The sequence below is a fragment of the Palleronia aestuarii genome (assembly GCF_003253995.1).
GTDB lineage: Bacteria > Pseudomonadota > Alphaproteobacteria > Rhodobacterales > Rhodobacteraceae > Palleronia > Palleronia aestuarii.
In genome coordinates this window covers 74,934-92,768 of the sequence record NZ_QKZL01000011.1, presented here as the reverse complement: position 1 = coordinate 92,768, position 17,835 = coordinate 74,934, and the positions used below count along the sequence as shown (strand labels likewise).

General features: G+C 65.7%; 15 protein-coding genes. 10 read left to right on the top strand and 5 right to left on the bottom strand.

The genetic code is table 11. The features are described 5' to 3' along the window. Positions 1 to 36: 36 nt before the first annotated feature. On the bottom strand, positions 37 to 1,404 hold the full coding sequence (locus tag LX81_RS13280) for an MmgE/PrpD family protein (RefSeq protein WP_111537813.1): 1,368 nt from the start codon (positions 1,402 to 1,404) through the stop codon (positions 37 to 39). Between the two features lie 124 nt (positions 1,405 to 1,528). Between LX81_RS13280 and LX81_RS13275 the strand changes: the two genes are divergently transcribed. The 4 genes from LX81_RS13275 to LX81_RS13260 all read left to right on the top strand — a co-directional run bounded on the left by LX81_RS13275 (position 1,529) and on the right by LX81_RS13260 (position 7,179). Beyond that, positions 1,529 to 2,311 (top strand): GntR family transcriptional regulator, encoded by a 783-nt coding sequence (locus LX81_RS13275; RefSeq protein WP_111537812.1) that lies wholly within the window; start codon positions 1,529 to 1,531, stop codon positions 2,309 to 2,311. 80 nt (positions 2,312 to 2,391) lie between these two features. Continuing rightward, positions 2,392 to 3,567 carry an acyl-CoA dehydrogenase family protein gene (locus tag LX81_RS13270; RefSeq protein WP_111537811.1) on the top strand — a complete coding sequence of 392 codons (1,176 nt, stop codon included), beginning with the start codon at positions 2,392 to 2,394 and terminating at the stop codon, positions 3,565 to 3,567. Continuing rightward, positions 3,564 to 5,672: an acetate--CoA ligase family protein gene (locus tag LX81_RS13265; RefSeq protein WP_111537810.1), complete on the top strand. Its 2,109-nt coding sequence runs from the start codon at positions 3,564 to 3,566 to the stop codon at positions 5,670 to 5,672. Before LX81_RS13270 ends, LX81_RS13265 begins: the two co-directional genes overlap by 4 nt. After that, entirely contained in the window at positions 5,665 to 7,179 is a 1,515-nt protein-coding gene (locus tag LX81_RS13260) for a 3-hydroxyacyl-CoA dehydrogenase (RefSeq protein WP_111537809.1), read from the top strand. The genes LX81_RS13265 and LX81_RS13260 overlap by 8 nt, the downstream gene beginning before the upstream one ends. Before the next feature lie 19 nt (positions 7,180 to 7,198). Here LX81_RS13260 and LX81_RS13255 read toward each other — a convergent pair whose 3' ends face one another. From LX81_RS13255 to LX81_RS13245, 3 genes are read right to left on the bottom strand one after another with little or no spacing between them, the layout of a single operon-like run. After that, positions 7,199 to 7,990, bottom strand: a complete 792-nt coding sequence (locus LX81_RS13255) for an enoyl-CoA hydratase/isomerase family protein (protein WP_111537808.1) — start codon at positions 7,988 to 7,990, stop codon at positions 7,199 to 7,201. A gap of 44 nt (positions 7,991 to 8,034) precedes the next feature. Next, positions 8,035 to 9,222, bottom strand: coding sequence for a CoA transferase (locus LX81_RS13250; RefSeq protein ID WP_111537807.1), 1,188 nt, complete (start codon positions 9,220 to 9,222; stop codon positions 8,035 to 8,037). A 15-nt stretch (positions 9,223 to 9,237) separates the two neighbouring features. Next, positions 9,238 to 10,014: an enoyl-CoA hydratase-related protein gene (locus tag LX81_RS13245; RefSeq protein WP_211322759.1), complete on the bottom strand. Its 777-nt coding sequence runs from the start codon at positions 10,012 to 10,014 to the stop codon at positions 9,238 to 9,240. A 107-nt stretch (positions 10,015 to 10,121) separates the two neighbouring features. Here LX81_RS13245 and LX81_RS13240 point away from each other — a divergent pair, with 107 nt between their 5' ends. From LX81_RS13240 to LX81_RS13215, 6 genes are all read left to right on the top strand, one after another. Continuing rightward, complete coding sequence (locus LX81_RS13240) at positions 10,122 to 10,955, top strand: HTD2 family dehydratase (protein WP_234822605.1); 834 nt, start codon at positions 10,122 to 10,124, stop codon at positions 10,953 to 10,955. 39 nt (positions 10,956 to 10,994) lie between these two features. Beyond that, positions 10,995 to 12,206 (top strand): 3-oxoadipyl-CoA thiolase, encoded by a 1,212-nt coding sequence (gene pcaF, locus LX81_RS13235; RefSeq protein ID WP_111537805.1) that lies wholly within the window; start codon positions 10,995 to 10,997, stop codon positions 12,204 to 12,206. Between the two features lie 172 nt (positions 12,207 to 12,378). Continuing rightward, positions 12,379 to 13,224, top strand: coding sequence for an ABC transporter ATP-binding protein (locus LX81_RS13230; protein ID WP_111537804.1), 846 nt, complete (start codon positions 12,379 to 12,381; stop codon positions 13,222 to 13,224). Then, a complete protein-coding gene (locus LX81_RS13225; protein ID WP_211322758.1) occupies positions 13,221 to 14,081 on the top strand; it encodes an ABC transporter permease in 861 nt (286 codons plus the stop codon). Before LX81_RS13230 ends, LX81_RS13225 begins: the two co-directional genes overlap by 4 nt. A gap of 65 nt (positions 14,082 to 14,146) precedes the next feature. Beyond that, entirely contained in the window at positions 14,147 to 15,187 is a 1,041-nt protein-coding gene (locus tag LX81_RS13220; protein ID WP_111537803.1) for an ABC transporter substrate-binding protein, read from the top strand. Positions 15,188 to 16,114: 927 nt separating this feature from the next. Then, complete coding sequence (locus tag LX81_RS13215) at positions 16,115 to 17,068, top strand: DUF4394 domain-containing protein (RefSeq protein WP_111537830.1); 954 nt, start codon at positions 16,115 to 16,117, stop codon at positions 17,066 to 17,068. Between the two features lie 39 nt (positions 17,069 to 17,107). On the opposite strand, the gene fliP is transcribed toward LX81_RS13215, so the two are convergent. Then, on the bottom strand, positions 17,108 to 17,833 hold the full coding sequence (gene fliP / locus LX81_RS13210; protein ID WP_111537802.1) for a flagellar type III secretion system pore protein FliP: 726 nt from the start codon (positions 17,831 to 17,833) through the stop codon (positions 17,108 to 17,110). Between the last annotated feature and the right edge of the window lie 2 nt (positions 17,834 to 17,835).

Below are 17,835 nucleotides of genomic sequence, written 5' to 3'. Positions count from 1 at the left end.
GAACGGGCCGCGCCCGATCCGGGGCGCGGCCTGCGGTCACACCGGGCGCATGGCCGCCGCAAGCGCCTGCGGTCCGACGCGTTCGAGGGCAAGCGCGGCGTCGCACAGGCGTTCCACCCCGGCATCCCCGAGAACCGGCGCCGTGAGCATCTCGGCCTTCTGTCGGAACGCGGCTTCATCGGGAAACCGGTCGGGCTCGCCGGAGGGCGATTCCACCACCCGATCGAGTTCGCGTCCGTCCGACAGCACGACGCGGACGGAGGCGGCCATGCGTCGTGGGTAGAGCGCCTCGATGGCCGTGTCGTGCCAGACCTGCACCTTGTCGGCCAAGGCATCGATCTCCGGCTGGGCGATGAGACGCGGGTAATCGTCCCAGCGCACGCCCCCGGCGATCAAAGCTGCGGCCGCAAGGAAATACATGGAAAACTGTGCGTCCACGGTGTTTCTCGCGTGCCGCTTGCGCGCTTCGGGTTCTCCCACGGCGGCGATGGCCTTGCGGGACAATCCCACATGGATCGACCGGACATCGCCGGCATCGACGCGCATGTCGAGAAGCGCATCGATGGCCGCATGGGCGAACCGGCAGGCGGGATAGGGCTTCACGCCGATCTCCAGCGTTTCCCATTCGGTGCCGAGGTTCTTGACCGCCAGGCCGGGCTCGGGGGCATCGGTGAAGACGCGCAGGAGCCCGCGCTCTCCCTCGATCGGTTCGGCCGCACCGCGAAATCCCGCCCGCGCAAGGAACGCGGCGCGGACCCCCGCCTCCGCGGCAAGGCCGACCTGCAAGCGCTTCGTCCAGGCGCCGTTGGCGTGGAACTGAAGCGTTCCGCCCGCCGAGGAAAGCGCGATCCCGAACGCATCCGTCATCTGCTCCGCAGACAGTCCCATGACCGCACCGGCCGCCGCGGTTGCGCCGAAAACACCCGAAGTCGCCGTCGGATGATACCCTCTGGCATAATGCCTTGGCGGGACGAGCGCGCGCCCGAGCCGGGCCATGACCTCCATTCCGGCGACGATGCCGACGATCGTCGCCTCACCGTCGGCGTCGACCGCCTCTGCGGTGGCAAGGGCGGCGGGAACGACGGGGGCCGTGATATGGGCGGAGGCGCCGATATGCGTGTCGTCGAAATCGAGCGTGTGCACGAGCGCTCCGTTCAGGCCCGCGGCAGCCGCGGGGGCAAGGCGGGTGCCATGGCCGGCGACGGTACAGGGCCCCGGACCCGCGCCGGCATCGCGGAAGCCGGCAAGGAGGCTGGGGGTGGAATCGCCGTCGTGCATCGCGCGCACCGCGATGGCGACCGCGTCGAGCGTCAGCAGGGCGGCCCGGTCGCGCACCGTCCGGGGAATCCCCTCTGCCTGCAATGTCGAGACGAATTCCGCGAGTTTGCCCGTGATTTCCGCCAAAGCTCCATCCTCCCTAGATCGATCGTGACCGAGATTAGATGTATTGCAGTATAGACATCAAATGTATTTTAGACAGGCCGCAGGACGGGTGTATAATGCGGTTGATACATGATGCGAGGATCACATGGCCGCGGCACCGCTCTACCATGCCATCTACTCTCAGCTTCGGGCCAACATCCGCGAGGGACATTACCGTCCCTACGATACGCTGCCCGGCGAGAACGAGCTTGCGCGGGATTACGGCTGTTCGCGCGTGACGATCCGCAAGGCCCTGCAGAATCTGGCAAGTGACGGGTTGATCGAGCGACGCCAGGGGCGCGGAACCGTCGTGGTCAACAATCGTGCGATCGATCCGGTCCGCGCGGAAGTTACGGGCTTCGTGGAGAACCTCCTCGCCATGGGTCTGCGCACGCGCGTGGACGTCTTGCACTTCGCGTTCGAGAGGCCGCCGGAGCGGATCGCCGAAACCATGGGATTGCCGCCGAATACCCAAGGGCTTCACACCGTAAGGTTAAGATTTTACAAGGACATGCCGTTCTCGTACTCCGTCGCGTGGGTGCCGGAGGAGATCGGTCAATCTTTCAGCCGGGCCGATCTCGCCGCGCAGCCGCTGACGCAGCTTCTGCGCCGCGCCGGGATCGATGCGGTTCGGGCCCATCAGCGCATCTTTGCAAAATCCGCAGATACGATCGTCGCGCCGCTTCTGGGCGTCGCGGTGGGCAGCCCCTTGCTGGGGATCGAGCGCCGCGTCGAGGATCGGACGGGGCGTATCGTGGAGTACCTATACGTTCTCTATCACCCCGAGCGGTACGAATTCGAGATTACCATGGAATCCGACCCCAGCAGGAACGACGGCGCCTGGCAGGCGGCTGGCAGGGAGGACATGCTTCCCGAAGATAATTCTTGACGGGACCCACATGTATTAAGTTAGATACAAGTGGAGGAGCGGATCGCGGGCTGCGGTCCGATGAAGCTGGAGGATTCGCCTTGGATTTCGCGCCGACCCCCGAGAGGACGCAGTTCCGCGACATGGTGCGCCGTTTCGCAAACGACAAACTTGCACCGGGTGCATTGAAGCGGGCGCACGATCCCGGATTCCCCTTCGAGGCGTCGCGCATGGCGGCAGAGGCCGGTCTTCTCGGCATCACCATTCCGGAAGAGGATGGGGGCCAGGGCGGCACCCTGATGGATGCTATCATCGCGATCGAGGAGGTGGCACTCGCCGACCCGCGCGGGGCCGACGCGATCCAGCAGGGCAATTTCGGCGCCATCCGCACCTTCGCCGAGTACGCGAGTCCCGCTCAGAAGGAGAAGTATCTGCCGGGGATGCTGAGGGGCGAAGTCGCGATCGGTCTGGGTATGACGGAGCCCGATGCCGGATCGGCGGTGACGGATCTGACCACGCGCGCCGATCCCGATGGTGACGGGTACCGGCTGACCGGTGGCAAGGTCTTCACGAGCCACTCCGCCGAAGCGAACGTGTTCCTCGTCTATTGTCGCTTTGGGCCGGGTGCGGGCAATATCGGATCGGTCATCGTGGAGCGCGGCCAGGAAGGGTTCAGCTTCGGTCAGCCGTCGAATTATATGAACACCGAGCAGTGGTGCGCGCTTTATTTCGACGCCGTCCGGATCGAGCCCGAGAACGTGCTTCTCGGCCCCGGCGGCTTCAAGAAGCAGATCTCCGGGTTCAACGCGGAACGGCTCGGCAATGCCGCGCGAGCCAGGGCGCTGGGCGAGTTCGCCTTCTACGCCGCACGCGACCATGCGCTCGAACGCACGCAGTTCGGACGGCCGCTTTGCGAGTTCCAGGGATTGCAGTGGAAGTTCGCGGACATGCAGGTCGCCCTGGAATCGGCGCGTCTGCTTCTCTACCGCGCGGCGGTCTCGGCGGATCGTGGCCTTCCATCGGCGCAGGACACGGCCTTGGCCAAGCTCATGTGCAACCGCGCGGGTTTCGATTGCGCGAACGAGGCGGTGCAGGTCATGGGCGGCACGGGGTATTGCGACGAGCACCTCGTCGAATATTGCTTCCGCAAGACGCGTGGCTGGATGATCGCCGGCGGATCGACCGAGATGATGAAGAACCGGATCGCCGAAGGGGTCTTCGGACGGCGCTTCTCGCAGCGTCCGCCTCGCCCCGAGGTCCGGGAGGCCGCGGAATGAGCGCGCTCGATCTCGGTCGTCCCGACCTCGCCGATGCCCTCCTGCGACCGCGTTCCGTCGCCATCGTCGGGGCCTCGGCCAACCTGTCGAAGAACAACAGCCGCCCGCAGCGTTTCCTGCGCAAGCATGGCTATGAGGGGGCGGTCTATCCGGTAAATCCCGGCTACGACGAGATCTTCGATGTCGCCTGTCATCCGACGATCAGCGATGTCGGCACCGCCGTCGATCATGCCTATCTCATGGTTCCCACGTCGGCCATGGAAGCGAGCGTGCATGATTGCGTCGCGGCAGGCGTGTCCTGCGCCTCCATCTTCTCGGGCGGTTTCGCCGAAGCGGGCCCGGACGGCGAAGCATTGCAGCGACGGATCGTCGATATCGCACGCGAGGGCGGATTGCGGCTTCTGGGCCCCAACAGTCTGGGCGTCATCAATCCGAACGAGAAGGTCGCCTTGTCGGCCAACGCGGTTCTCGAGCGCGACGACCTCGCGCCGGGACGGCTGGGACTCGTCTCGCAATCTGGCAGCCTGATCGGCGCCCTGATCTCGCGCGGGCGGGCGCGGGGGATCGGTTTCGGAACGCTCGTCTCGGTCGGTAACGAATGCGACCTGTCGGTGGGCGAGATCGCGACGATGATGCTCGGCGACCCGCAGCTCGATACGATCAGCCTTTTTCTTGAGACGTTGCGCGACCGCGATGCGCTGGAGGAGATGGCCTGGAAGGCGAAAGAGGTGGGCAAGCCGGTCATCGCCTACGTCCTCGGCAAGTCCGACCTCGGACGGTCCCTCGCGCAATCCCATACCGGCGCGCTCGCGGGCGACGGCATGGCGATGGACAGTTTCCTGTCGGACATGGGCATCGTCCGCGTCAATCTCTTCGAGACGCTCATCGAGGCACCGGCGCTCCTGGCAGGCACGCCCAAGGCCAGGGGCCGCCGGGTGGCGGTCGTGACGACGACGGGCGGAGGCGGGGCCCTCGTCGCGGACAACCTCGGCGCCCGGGGAATCGAAGTCGCGCCGCCGAGCGACGGGTTGAGAGCCGCCCTTTCGGGATACGGGCTGGAAACAGGTGATTCACCGATCGTGGATCTGACCATGGGCGGCACACGGGAAGAGGTCGTGGATGCCTGTCTCGGTGCGCTCGTCGCGGACGAGGCGATCGACCTCGTCGTGATGGTCGTGGGATCGTCTTCGGAATTCTATCCGCATCTGGCGGTCAAGCCGCTCGCGAAATGGGCCGATACGGGCAAGCCGGTCGCGGCGTTTCTTTGCCCCAATGCGGTGGAGTCTCTGGAACTTCTCCAGAAGGCGGGAATCGCCGCGTTCCGCACGCCCGAATCCTGCGTCGACGCGATCGACGCCTACCTGAGCTGGCGAGATCCGCGGGCTTTGCCGCGTGAGACGTTGCCCCCCGCGGTGACGGATGGATTGTCAGGGCGCGGTACACTCGACGAACGCCGATCCCTCGAGGTGTTCCGGGCGCTCGGGATCGTCACGGCCGACAGCCGTGTTCTTCCGGCCGGAGCGCCGATCCCCGACGACCTGTCCTATCCGATCGTGGCCAAAATCCTGTCCGACAAGATTGCCCACAAGTCCGATATCGGGGGCGTCGAGGTCGGCATCGCGGGTCGCGACGAGCTGTCGGCCGCGCGCGAGCGGATGTTGTCGGCAGTCGCGGCGCATCGGCCCGACGTGACGCCGGAGGGAATTCTCGTTCAGAGCCTGCACCAAGGGCTCGGCGAGGCCATCGTGGGATTTCATGTCGATCCGATCGCCGGGCCCGTCGTGCTGGTGGGACTGGGTGGCGTTCTGGCCGAGACCTACCGCGACGTGGCGGTGCGGCTCGCGCCCGTGACGCTCGACACCGCACGTGAGATGGTGGCGGAGGTCAGGGGGTTCGCCCTCCTGCGCGGCGCACGGGGGGCGCCGAAAGGCGATCTCGATGCGCTGGCGCAGACGGTCGTCTGCATGTCGGGTTTCGCGACCGTCGATGGACCGGCCGTCGCCGGGGCCGAAATCAATCCGGTTCTCGTCGGCCCTGAGGGGCAGGGCGTCGTGGCGGTCGATGGCCTGATCCATCTATTGGAGGCGGATGCCGACCATGCGTGACGCGTCGATCGACATCATCGGCGTCATCGGTGCGGGCACGATGGGGCGCGGTATCGCCCAGCTTTTCGCCCAGTCCGGACGGGAGGTCCGGCTTTTCGACCGTGACGCGGATGCAGCCGGGCAGGCGGTGAGTTTCGTGTCCAACATGCTCCGGCGTCGTGCAGAGAAGGGCGAGGCGACGTCCGACGAGGTGGAGGCTGCCATCGCGCGCATCGCGATCGTTCCGGACCTCGCCGCGATGGAGGGCGCCGATCTGGTGATCGAAGCGGTGGCCGAGCGACTAGAAATAAAGCAGGACCTTTTCACGGAGCTCGAGGGCATCGTCGCAGGAGATGCCATTCTCGCCACGAACACGTCCTCGCTCATGGTCACGGCCATCGCGTCGAGTTGCGCGCGCCCCGAACGGGTGGCAGGCTACCATTTCTTCAACCCGGTTCCGCTGATGAAGCTCGTGGAAGTCGTCCGCGGCGAGCGGACCGACCCCGCATTGGTCGAGCGGCTGGCGGCGCTGACCCGCGACGTCGGCCACCATCCGGTGATCACTGCGGATACGCCGGGCTTCGTGGTCAACCACGCGGGCCGCGCCCTCTACACGGAGGGGCTGCAGCTCCTGCAGGACGGCGTCGCGGGCGTCTCGGAAATCGACACCCTCATGCGGGAGATGGCGGGGTTCCGCATGGGACCGTTCGAGCTCTTCGATCTGACCGGTATCGACGTATCGGGGCCGGTCATCGAATCCGTACATGCGCAGTACTTCTTCGATCCCCGCTATCGCTCCAGCCCGATCGTCCGTCGTCGGATCGCGGCTGGCCTGCACGGGCGGAAGACCGGCGAAGGTTTCTACGCGTATGACGGTCAGAAGATCCGCCGCCCCGCCGAGGAGGTCGTCGCCGATGCACCGCTGCCGGAGGGGGTCTTCGTGGATGGCGACGATCGGGATCTCGTGGCATTGGTCGAGAAGCTCGGCGCGCGTATTGACGAAGGGGCGACGCCGGCTCCGCACAGTCTCATCGTGACGGCGCCACTGGGCTCGGACGTGGCCGAGATCTGCGCCGCACGCGGATACCCGTCCGACCGGACGATCGGGGTGGAGACATTCTTCGGGCTCGGCGGAGAACGGCGCTGCCTGGCCGCGCCGGTGGGCGCCAGTGCCGCTACGCGGGCCTCGGCGCGGGCACTCTTCGCGCGTGACGGGGCGCGGGTGAGCATGGTGAACGACAGCGTGGCGCTCGTCGTGCAGCGCATCGTTGCGGTGATCGTCAACCTGGGCTGCGAGATCGCACAGCAGCGCGTGGCCGATCCCGAGGACATCGACCTCGCCGTGAGGATCGGTCTCGGCTATCCCAACGGCCCCCTCGCACTCGGGGACCGGCTTGGACCGGCGCGCGTGCTTGCCGTGCTGGAGGGCCTGCAGGGCCTGTCCGGCGATCCGCGCTACCGGCCGAGCGGCTGGCTGCGCCGGCGCGCGCGACTGGGTCTCTCCCTACGGACCCCCGACCGGGTCTAGCCGTGCGGGCGGCGTGCGGTCAGGCGTCCCGCCAGACGGGGTCGCGCTTCTCGCGGAAGGCCGCGATCCCTTCGTGCAGGTCGGCGCTCAGGTAGAGCGTCGGCTGGTGGGCTGCCTCGAAGCGCAATGCATCCTCCAGTGATGCGGGCGGTTCGCGGAAGATCTCGCGGACGCATCGGCGCGTGCCCGGCGCCGTGCGCGCGAGCCGCTCGGCGAGATCGACTGCTTCTGCTTCCGCGCGGCCTTCCGGCGCAAGGGTGTCGACGAGGCCCATTTCATGGGCTTTCGACGCATCCAGCGTGCCGCCGAGGAGGAACAGCCGCCGCGCCGCCTGTGGGCCGATCCGGGCGGTGACGGACCACGCCGCACCGACATCGGGCATCAGGCCCACCTTCTCGAAAGCGGTGACGAAACGCGCGGCCGTACCGGCCACGAGAAGGTCGCAGACGGCCGCAAGACCGAGCCCGGCGCCGGCACAAGCACCCTCGACCGCGGCAACGATCGGCTTGGCGCTGTTGTGGATGCAGCGGGGAAGGGCATGGGCGGCCCGGATGCGACCCTCTGCCTGTTCGGGCGTCATCCGCATCATCGTGTTCAGGTCGCCGCCGGCACAGAAGGCGCGACCGCTGCCGGCGAGGACCATCGCGTCGATCGCGGGATCGTCGTTCAACGCGCCGATCGCCTGGAGCAGGGCTTCGCGCATGGCCGCGTCGAGGGAGTTCCTGGTTTCGGGGCGTGTCATGCGGAGCACGGCGATCCGGCAGAAGCGCTCGACGCGGACATGGGCACGGCCGGTGTCGGTATGGGTCATCGGTGTCTCCTGTCGAAGAAGCGGGCAGGGAGGCGGCGTCGCATTCAGACGTCCGCGGCATCCGTGCAGAACTGCGCGAGAACCGAGGCGGTATCGGCGCCCTGGACCGGGGCGCGTCGCGTTCCGGGATCTCGCTCTCCGCCGAAATCGAGCGGTATCGCGGATGTCAGGTACTCTCCCGCGCCGGGCTGATCGACACGTGCGAAAATCGGGTTTTCGGGGGAGCAGGCCCGGTCGGACGTGACCAGATCCCGGATCGTCTGGTAAGGCCCCCAAAGAACCCGGTGCCGATCGAGAGTTTCGGCAACCTCGGCGTAATCGCGCCCGGCGAACCACGGCGCGAGCAGCAGCTTGAGGCCATCCCGCGCTTGCCAGCGCCCGGCATCGGTATCGAGGTCTGCATCGAGCGCGCGGGCCATGTGACGGGCCTTCTCCGCCGTACCGGTCGCGTCGGTGAGGGCGCGCCATTGGCGATTGCTGAGCGCCGCGACCATCACGCGCCGCCCGTCGCCGGTCCCGAAATCGCAGCCGAACGCGCCGAAAACGTCGTTGCCGTTCGCACGCCGCGGCTCCTCTCCGATCTCGGCCTCGGCGAGCATGCCGAGATTGCTCAGCATCCAGAGGGCGCAATCCTCGAGCGACAGCCGAATGAGGCTCCCCTTGCCGGTCTCGCGGCGACGGCGTTCCGCGGCGAGCAGGCCCGACGCGGCAAGGAGCCCGCAGACCATGTCCCAGGCCGGCAGCATCTGGTTCACCGGGCTTTCGCCGGTGGCCTGACCCGTTAGGAAGGGAAGCCCGGTGCGCGCCTGGATCGTGTAGTCGATGGCGCCGCGATTGTCGTGCGTGCCGCGAATGGCCAGCATGATGAGATCCTTGCGATCCTGACGCAGGGATTCGTAGTCGAGCCACGCCGTGTCGGGCCGGTTCGTCACGACCATGCCGGTCTGTCGGATCAGTTCCCGCGCATGGCGCTGGCCCTCCTCCCGGCGCAGGTCGAGTTGCACCGACCGCTTGCCCTTGTTCAGCCCCTGCCAATAGAGGCTGACGCCCTCTCGGCTCAGCGGCCAGCGTGTCGCGTCGAGGCCGCCACCACTCTGATCGATCCGGATGACGTCCGCGCCCATCTGCGCCAGAGACAATCCGGCGAGGGGGGCCGCGATGAAGGCCGACAATTCAACCAGCTCGAGGCCGGCAAGGATCCCCGCGGGGGTGTCGTGAGAGGGTCGGGTCATCGGGCTTCCTCAGCTTCAGCGCCGGCGCTTTTGCAGGAAGGCGTCCATGCGCGCCTTCTGATCGGGCGTGTCGAACAGGATCTGCATGTTGCGCTGTTCGATCCGCAGCGCGGCCTCGAGCGGGAGGTCGGCTCCCTCGGTCACGGCAGACTTTATCATCTCCACCGCCAGGGGCGGCATGGCGGCGATCGCGGCCGCGCGCTCGATGGTGCGGGGCAGGACCTCTGCATCGGAAGCCGCGAGCTCCGTGAGGATGCCCCATTTTTCCGCAGTCTCACCGTCGATCGGCTCCCCGCTCAGAAGCAGGCCCATGGCCCGGTGGCGTCCGATCAGCCGAACGAGGCGCTGCGTGCCCCCACCACCCGGCATGATCCCGAGCTTGATCTCCGGCAGGCCAAGCCGCGTTCCGGGGCCACCGACCATGATGTCGCAGAGTAAGGCCAGTTCGAAGCCGCCACCGAAGGCGTAGCCGTTCACGGCCGCCAGGAGAGGCTTGGGATGCGCGAAGATGCGCCCCCAGAGCCGCGCGAGTCCGAGACGATGGATTTCGGCCGGTCCGGCCTTGGCGAGAAGGGCAATGTCCGCGCCGGCGGCGAAGGCCCTCTCGTCTCCGGTAATCACGGTCGCGCGAATGGCGTCGTTCCCCTCGATCGCGTCGAGTTCGGCGACCAGTTCCAGACGCATCTCGAGATCCAGCGCGTTCCGCGCCTCCGGACGATTGAGGCGCAGGACCGAGACGCCGATGTCCTCCCTGTCCTCCCTGAGTACCTTCATGCCTACCTGCAACTTCATCTATAGACACTGATTATAAGCACACAATACCGCATAGCGAAATGCAAGAGTTGAAGATGATGCATTTATTGGGTAAGTCCCGCGGTAGGGCGATCCGGGAGGGGACGTTGCAACATTCCGCGGGCGATGTGTCTGCTGGCTCGGAGGACAGGGAGCGGATCGAGCGCCGAACCGACCGGGTCTCCGGCCGGCTGGTCGAGCAGTTCCGGGCGACATTGGGGTGTATTCCGCCGACACCGGAGGTGCCGCAATTCCTACACTGGTGTCTGGCGACGCCGCTTACGCCGAACGTGGAATTGGGAACCGACGGGCATCCCGAGCGCGGCGATTTCCTGCCGGAGGTCGGATTGCCGCGCCGCATGTGGGCCGGGGGGCACCTGGAGTTCCGAGCATCTCTCGCAGATAGCGACATCGTCGAGCGGACGTCGCGCATCGACGACATTCGCGAGACGACCGGACGCAGCGGGCGGCTCTGTTTCGTGACCGTCATGCACGATTATGCGGTAGACGGCGCATCACGCATCACGGAGCGCCAGGATATCGTGTACCGGGGCGCGGGCGAGACGAAACCGCGTGCGGTCCCTGTCGAGGAGGAGGATGAGCCCGTCGCGATGTCGCGCGAAATCCTCCCCGGCGCGGCGTTGCTCTTTCGCTACTCGGCGCTGACATTCAACGCGCATCGCATCCATTACGATCTGGCATATGCGCGCGACATCGAGGGATATCCTGCATTGGTCGTCCACGGGCCACTGATCGCAACGCAATTGGGTGCGATCGCCGCAAGGTGCTTCGGACGCCCCCTCCGGACATTCGAGTTTCGAAGCGTCGCGCCGGTCTTCGCGGATGGGGTCTATCGTCTCGAGGCAAGGCACACGGCGGAGGGTCTGTCGCTCCGCGCGACGCAGCGCGGACAGCTGGCGATGCGGGCCGCCGCGACCTGACGAACACGCAACGCAAGTGACGAAGGACAGGGCACCACGATGAAAGATGTCTTTATCTGCGCGTACCGTCGCACCGCCTTCGGTCGGTTCGGTGGCGCGCTCGCCTCGGTCCGGCCGGACGATCTCGGCGCCGTGCCGATCCATGCCATCATGGCGGATCATCCCAACCTGGACTGGACGGGGCTCGATGACGTGATCTTCGGCAACGCCAACCAGGCCGGGGAGGACAACCGGAACGTGGCGCGGATGTCGGCGCTGCTGGCCGGTCTGCCGGTCGAGGTGCCGGGCGTGACGCTGAACCGGCTGTGCGGGTCGGGGATGGACGCCGTCCTCACCGGCGCGCGGGCCATCGCGGCGGGAGAGGCGGAATTGATCCTCGCGGGCGGCACCGAGAGCATGAGCCGCGCACCCTTCGTCCTGCCGAAGGCCACGGATCCGTTCTCGCGGAAGGCCGAGATCCACGACACCACCATCGGGTGGCGCTTCGTCAATCCGGTCATGAAGGCGCGCTACGGTGTCGATTCCATGCCCGAGACCGCCGAGAATCTCGCGGAGGAATTCCAGATCTCGCGCGATGATCAGGATGCCTTTGCCCTGCGATCCCAGGAAAAGGCCGCCGCGGCGATCGCGGCGGGCCGCCTCGCGGAGGAAATCGTTCCAGTCGAAGTTCCCCGCCGGAAATCCGATCCGGTGATCGTCGATGTCGACGAGCATCCCCGTGCGACGACCGCCGAGGCACTGGCGAAACTGCCGACACCCTTCCGGGAGAGCGGCGGTTCGGTAACGGCCGGGAACGCGTCCGGCATCAACGATGGTGCCGCGGCGTTGCTTCTGGCCTCCGCGGGTGCGGTCGAGCGGCACGGCCTGACGCCCCTGGCGCGAGTGCTCGGAGGTGCCACGGCGGGCGTCCCGCCGCGCATCATGGGATACGGCCCGGTCCCTGCCGTACGCAAGCTTCTCGATCGCATCGCGCTTTCAATCGATGAGTTCGATCTCATCGAGCTCAACGAGGCGTTCGCGGCCCAGGCGCTTGCCTGCACACGCGCGCTCGATCTGCCTGACGACGATTCGCGGCTCAATCCGAACGGCGGTGCCATCGCCCTGGGGCATCCGCTCGGCGCATCCGGAGCGCGGCTTGTCGGGACCGCGACGCTCGAACTCGCGCGCTCCGGCGGCCGGTACGCCTTGGCCAGCATGTGCATCGGCGTGGGGCAGGGCATCGCCCTTGCCCTGGAGGCCGTCCGCAGATGAGCAAAGCCACGCAGTAATACCGCATAGTGAAACGATGGATCTAAAAATAGACGTGCAAAGTGCAGTATTAGTTTTGAGTTTGCGCGTTCCTGTGATTTGATCCGTACAAGAGGAGAGCCGCCACGCCGTTCGCGCGACGTTGCGACGACAGGCTGTCGAGGGAGGAAAGTTGATGTCACCAGCCATTGCGCAGGCCGCGGCACCGGTCAGGCAACCGGAGATCCGCCCGGTCGAGGCCTCGACCCTGATTTCCTATCGCGGGGTCGGCAAGGTCTTCGAGACCGATCAGGGCTCGATGACCGCCGTCCGCGACATCACGCTCGACATCCGGGAAGGGGAGTTCGTCACGCTCGTCGGCCCGTCGGGATGCGGCAAGTCCACGCTGCTCAACATGGCCGCCGGTCTTTTCGAACCCAGCACCGGCACGGTCTCGTATCGCGGCGAGATCGTGCAACCGTACAATCGCCGGGTCGGCTACATGACCCAGAACGATCACCTGCTGCCGTGGCGCGATGTCACCGGCAACGTGATGATCCCGCTGGAGATCCAGGGCGTTCCACGTGCAGAGGCCCGCGACCGTGTCGAGACGCTGCTGCGCGACGTCGGCCTCCAGGGCTTCGAGAAATCCTATCCGTCCCAATTGTCCGGCGGGATGCGGAAGCGATGCGCGCTTGCCCGGCTGCTCGCCTACGACCCCGAGGCGCTCTTAATGGACGAGCCCTTCGGCGCGCTCGACGCACAGTTGCGGATGCGCATGCAGATCGAGATCCGCCGCCTTGCCATGGATCTCGGCAAGACCGTCGTCTTCGTGACTCACGACCTCGACGAGGCGGTCTCCATCGCCGATCGATGCGTCGTCTTCACCCAGCGTCCCGGCACCGTCGCACGGATCGTTGACGTGCCCTTGGACCGGGACCGCGACCTCATGCAGCTGCGCCACAACAACACCTATCGCGACCTGACGGCCGAGCTCTGGGAGCTTTTGGCGCCGGACATGGAGGGGGGAGACCGGACATGACCGAAACGAACGCATCCACCGTCGGCACGGTCATGCAGAACAAGAAGGAGGCGATCCTGAGCCGCCGCCAGAAGGCCCGGCAGCGCGGCAACCGGATCATGATGATCCGGCTGGCGTTCGTCGTCGTCTTCCTCGCGGTCTGGCAGATCGCCTCGATGTACCTCGTGTCCGACTTCTTCATCGGCATGCCCACGGAGATCGCGCGCGACCTCTGGGCCTGGGCATTGTCGGGTACGCTCTTCTTCCACGCCAGCATCACCAGCATCGAGGCCCTTCTGGGCTTCCTGCTCGGAAGCGCGGTCGGCATGGCCGCTGGTGTTCTCATGGGCCGGGCGCAGACACTGGCCGAGATCGTCGATCCGTTCCTGATGATGTTCTATTCGCTGCCAAAAGTGGCGCTCGCGCCGATGTTCATTCTGTGGTTCGGGATCGGCATCGACATGAAGATCTACCTCACCGCGACCATCGTGTTCTTCCTGGTGTTCCTGAATACCTATGCCGGGGTCCGGTCGGTCAGCCGGGAGCAGATCGCGATCATGAAGCTCATGGGTGCGAAGGAGAGCCACATCCTGCGCAAGGTGGTGCTGCCTTCCGCGGTGACGTGGGTGTTCAACGGGCTGCGCCTTTCGGTGCCTTACGCGCTCATCGGCGCCATCGTGGGCGAGCTGATCGCGTCCAACAAGGGCCTGGGCTACCTCCTCGCAAACGCGTCGGGACAGTACGATACCTCGGCGATGTTCGCTGCGCTCATCGCCATCATGATCCTCGCGCTGGCGCTGAACTACGCGGTGAAGGTCGTCGAGAAGAAGGCGATGCCGTGGAAGGCCGCCGAGGACCAGCGCGAAATGTCGATCTGACAGCCGCCGATCGGACGAGGGCGGGAAAGCCCCGTCCGGCCGGTACCAATGGGGAGGAGACCCACGTGAAACTGACTGACTGGATCAAGGGCGCCACCGTCGCCGCAGCCTGCCTTCTGGGCGCGGGCGGCATGGCCGCGGCGCAGGAGATGAAAACGGTTCGCATCGCCACGTCGACGACGGGCATGCTCTACGTCCCGATCTACGTGGCCGAGTCGATGGGATATTTCGACGAGGAGGGCATCGACCTCGAACTGCAGACGATGAAGTCGAGTGCGATCATGGCCGCGGTGATCGGCGGTGACGTGGACATCTATCCCGGCACGCCGGCCGCCGCGCTGCGGGCGGTGAGCGCGGGGACCGACATTCGCATCTTCGGGACACTGGTGACGCAATATGCCTCGAACGTCGTGCTGAGCGGTTCGAAGGCCGAAGAGCTCGGGATCGACGAGAACTCGAGCTTCGAGGAGCGGGTCGCCGCGCTCGAGGGTCTGACCATCGGCGTGACCGGCGCGGGAAGCGGCACGCATCAGCTGGCACTCTACCTGCTCCGCGAAGCCGGTCTGAATCCCGACAGCGACGCCACGATCGTCTTCGTCGGCGGTTCGCGCGAGATCCTGGCGGCGTTCGAACGTGATCGCATCGACGCTTTCATCCTTTCGAATCCCACCTCCGACACCGCGGTGATGGATCAGGGCGGGTTCCTGCTCTTCGACATGGCCGGCGGCGCGGTAGAGGAATTGCAGAACTACCCCTACATCACGCTCGATGCGCGCGGCACCTGGTTGGAGGAGGATCCCGAACGCTCCAAGGCCATCGTGCGGGCGCTCGCCAAGGCGCTTGCGGCGATCAAGGATCCGGAGCAGGCGGACGAGGTTCGCGAGACCGTCTATCAGGATTACCTGTCGCAATTCGACAAGGAGCTTTTCGAGGCCGCCTGGAGCAACGTTACACAGGCCTATCCGGCCACGCCAGCGCTGACCGAGGAGATGCTCGGTATGGCCATCGAATACCTAAATGCCGTTTCCGAGGACAAGTACGATAAGAGTCTGGCCGAGACGGCGCTGATGACCCAGTTCACCGACGAGGCGCTCGCCTCGCAGTGACGCACTGTTTTCGGGGGCGGCTCGACTGCCCCCGTTTCACAATATGACGATCGACGCATCGAAGGCCGGCGACAAGACTTGCTCCGTTCGATCCGTTCTCCGTATCCAAGATGAAGTCTGCCGTTGCAGGGACGGCTTGTCCGACATGCGCGAGAACGTGTTTGCCTGATGTGGCAGAGCAGGCGGGGATCGTCTTTCATCGAGGGCGATCTGTAGCGATCATCGGCGCTGTCGATCGGAATGGCACCGTTAGGACCGCACGATAAGCACCACCGCTATTGGGGCTCTGCCATACGCGAAGCTTTCCCAAGCTTGGGATCAATCAGTTCAGATGTATGTGCCATGAGCCCTTTCGGTCCGTCGTCCATGGAGCGCTGGACGTGATCGGATGTAGCGGGGGATGACCAGCCGGGGCTTGGACGTGTTTCACACCTTGTCGGCGGTGAGTGCATTTTCAGGACCGGTTGGGTTGGACAGGGATCGGACATAGCCGCAGGTAACACCGGCTCCGTATTGCCGTGCACCGGTGTGAGGAGCGTAGAGCGCTCTGAACTGTAAAGTTCAAAGGCGGGCGTGGCTGCTCGGAATTCGCCCGCGTCTGCGGACGGATCGCCGAGTTGAAGATGCTATTACACGATGACGGCCCGGGTCTTTGCCATCCGCATCTCCAAACCGTTTGGATAATCCGGCGCAATCCACGGGCAGAACGTCCGATGCTGCCGGCCTTATGGTCAGGCGACCCGCCGGCGCCCATCACGCAGATGAAAATCATCCGAGGAGATACCCTCTACGTTCCAGATTGGTAATAAGTTTCAGGGTCTTCATCACTTCATTGCGTTTTTTAACTTGATGTTAACCATTCTAAAGTCCCGCCCGTGCGGTTGAGGCCGCGCGACCTTCTTGTTCAGTATCAAATGGGGATTTTCGATGCGATTGACCTTGATCACGACAGCTCTTCTTGGCGCCACGACGCTTAGTGCGGGCGCGGCGACCCTGTCGGGCAGCACGGGCTACGCGCTGCGTAACAACGGGATGGAACTGACGATCTTCAACGATCTGGGCATGGCATCGCAGGGATCGACGATCACCCTGTCGGATAGCCTGAACGCGATCACCTACCGTCCCGTGACAGGCGAGCTCTACGGCTACCAGACCGGAAACGGTGGCGCCGCCGATCAGGTCTATACCATCGACACCATCACGGGCGCGCTAACCAACACCGGTGCGATGCCGATGGACGGGGCCGGTCTCTCCTCCGGCGCGCGGGTCGGTTTCGACTTCAACAACCAGATCGACGCGGCACGGGCCGTTTCGACGCGGGACGAGAACGTCGTGTTCTTCCCCTCCGACTTCCCGGACGAGCGGGCCAACACGATCCTGCAGTTCACGAATCTCTTCTATGCCGCGGGAGACGCGAACGAAGGGGTCAATCCGCGCGTCTTCGCCAATGCCTACACCAACGCGGTGGACGGGATGACGGCGAGCGAGACGCTGCAATACGCGCTCGACGCCAACACGAACTCGCTCGTGACGCTTGCCAACAACGCCGGCACGCTCGAGACCGTCGCGCCGATCACCGTCGACGGCCAGGTGCTCAACTTCACCCAGAACGGCGGCTTCGACATCCTGTCGGACGAAGAGGGCGACAACCTGGCCGTGGCGCTGCTCTCGGGTGGCGGCAAGACGGGCCTCTACACGATCGACCTGACCGACGGCTCCGCGGTCTTCTTCGGCGAGTCGCTTGGCGGGCAATTCGCGAGCTTCACCGCGCAGACCGGCCCGATGCCGGCGCCGGTTCCGCTGCCCGCCGGTCTGCCGCTTCTCGTTGCCGGCCTCGGCGCGTTCGGTGCCTTCCGGGCGTTCGGCCGCAAGTCGGCCTGAGACGATGCCGCGGCGGCCTCCTGGCCGCCGCGGCCTTCCTCAGAAGTAACTCGTGACGAGAGCGCCCGAGATCAGCGTCCAGCCATCGGCCACGGCGAAGAAGGCGAGCTTGAAGGGCAGCGAGACGATGGCGGGCGGCACCATCATCATGCCCATCGACATGAGCACCGCCGCCACCACGAGATCGATGATCAGGAAGGGCAGGAAGATCAGGAAGCCCACCTGAAAGGCGCGCTCGATTTCTGACAACAGGAACGAGGGGACGAGCATCGAGAGCGGTGCCTGCGCGGTGAGCGTCTCCGGCGCATCCTGAGGTCGGAGCGAGGCCAGCGCCTCGAACGTGTCGGGATCGATTCGCGTCAGCATGAAGCCCCGGAACGGATCGAGCGTCAGCGGCAACGCCTCCTCGAGACTGAGAGTGCCCTGGATCAACGGATCGAGCCCGTTGCGATACGCCTCCATGAAGACCGGCTCCATCACAAAGTAAGTCAGGAACAGCGCCAGCGTGATGATCAGCATGTTGGGCGGCGATTGCTGCAGCCCGATCCCCTGGCGCAGGATCGACAGCACCGTCACGATGAACGGGAAGCAGGTGATCATGATCGCGAGGCCGGGCGCGAGGCTCAGCACCGTGATGAGCGCGAGAAGCCCGATCGAGCGCCCGGCGAGCGTTCCGGTCCCGTCGCCGAAGTCGATCGACACGTTCTGTGCCAGGGCCGGGTGCGCCGTAAGGAGGAACACCAGGACGGGAATCGCGTAGCGCATGG

What these genes read in the sequence shown, in the direction of transcription:
- LX81_RS13275 (WP_111537812.1), top strand. Translation starts at nt 1,529, where the DNA reads ATGGCCGCGGCACCGCTCTACCATGCCATCTACTCTCAGCTTCGGGCC.
- LX81_RS13265 (WP_111537810.1), top strand. Translation starts at nt 3,564, where the DNA reads ATGAGCGCGCTCGATCTCGGTCGTCCCGACCTCGCCGATGCCCTCCTG.
- LX81_RS13260 (WP_111537809.1), top strand. Translation starts at nt 5,665, where the DNA reads ATGCGTGACGCGTCGATCGACATCATCGGCGTCATCGGTGCGGGCACG.
- LX81_RS13255 (WP_111537808.1), bottom strand. Translation starts at nt 7,990, where the DNA reads ATGACCCATACCGACACCGGCCGTGCCCATGTCCGCGTCGAGCGCTTC.
- LX81_RS13250 (WP_111537807.1), bottom strand. Translation starts at nt 9,222, where the DNA reads ATGACCCGACCCTCTCACGACACCCCCGCGGGGATCCTTGCCGGCCTC.
- LX81_RS13245 (WP_211322759.1), bottom strand. Translation starts at nt 10,014, where the DNA reads ATGAAGTTGCAGGTAGGCATGAAGGTACTCAGGGAGGACAGGGAGGAC.
- pcaF (WP_111537805.1), top strand. Translation starts at nt 10,995, where the DNA reads ATGAAAGATGTCTTTATCTGCGCGTACCGTCGCACCGCCTTCGGTCGG.
- LX81_RS13230 (WP_111537804.1), top strand. Translation starts at nt 12,379, where the DNA reads ATGTCACCAGCCATTGCGCAGGCCGCGGCACCGGTCAGGCAACCGGAG.
- LX81_RS13225 (WP_211322758.1), top strand. Translation starts at nt 13,221, where the DNA reads ATGACCGAAACGAACGCATCCACCGTCGGCACGGTCATGCAGAACAAG.
- LX81_RS13215 (WP_111537830.1), top strand. Translation starts at nt 16,115, where the DNA reads ATGCGATTGACCTTGATCACGACAGCTCTTCTTGGCGCCACGACGCTT.
- fliP (WP_111537802.1), bottom strand. Translation starts at nt 17,833, where the DNA reads ATGCGCTACGCGATTCCCGTCCTGGTGTTCCTCCTTACGGCGCACCCG.